General features: G+C 74.3%; 1 protein-coding gene. It reads right to left on the minus strand.

Going from position 1 to position 556, the window contains the following annotated elements; all coding sequences use genetic code 11:
- The coding region (locus Q8814_RS26445; protein WP_330154865.1) for an Hsp70 family protein at positions 1–543 on the minus strand (543 nt) is incomplete at its 3' end.
- Positions 544–556: the final 13 nt, after the last annotated feature.

A 556-nucleotide genomic window follows, 5' to 3' on the forward strand; every position in this document is an offset into this window, starting at 1 on the left:
GTCCACGAGCGCCTCGTCCGGACCGGTCGTGGCCGAAACCCCGGCTACGTTTCCTGTGGTGTTCGCGCTGTCGGCGCTCGCGTCCCTGTCCGATACGGCGGTGCCGATCGCGCGGCCGCCCGCGGCGAGCACCGCGATCGCCGCGGCGGCGGCCCCGACAACCTCGAACTTGCGCGCGCGCGACCGCAGCGGTTCGGCCGGTTCCGGAGCGACGACCGCCGGGCGACGGATGGGGCCGGTGGTCACCGCACGCAACTCGGGTTCGGGCTCGGGCACGGTGACGGGCAGGTCCGCGACGGGAGACGCGACCACGGCCCGGGCGGGGGTCGACGCGGCCGCTGCGGCAGTGAGCGCCGCGCCGTGGGCCACGGTGTGCGCCGGGTGTGGCGCTGCCGTGACCGGCAATCCCAGCCGGGACGAAATGATCTCCGCGACAAGGGGTATGGATCCTCCACCGCCGACGAGAAGGGCACGGCTCAAATCGGACGGGTCGATCCCGGCTGCGCGCAGTGCTTCCCGCACGGTGGACACGGACGACTCCAGCGGTCCCCGTGCG

It is taken from the genome of Rhodococcus chondri, assembly GCF_036327435.1.
Taxonomy (GTDB): domain Bacteria; phylum Actinomycetota; class Actinomycetes; order Mycobacteriales; family Mycobacteriaceae; genus Rhodococcus; species Rhodococcus chondri.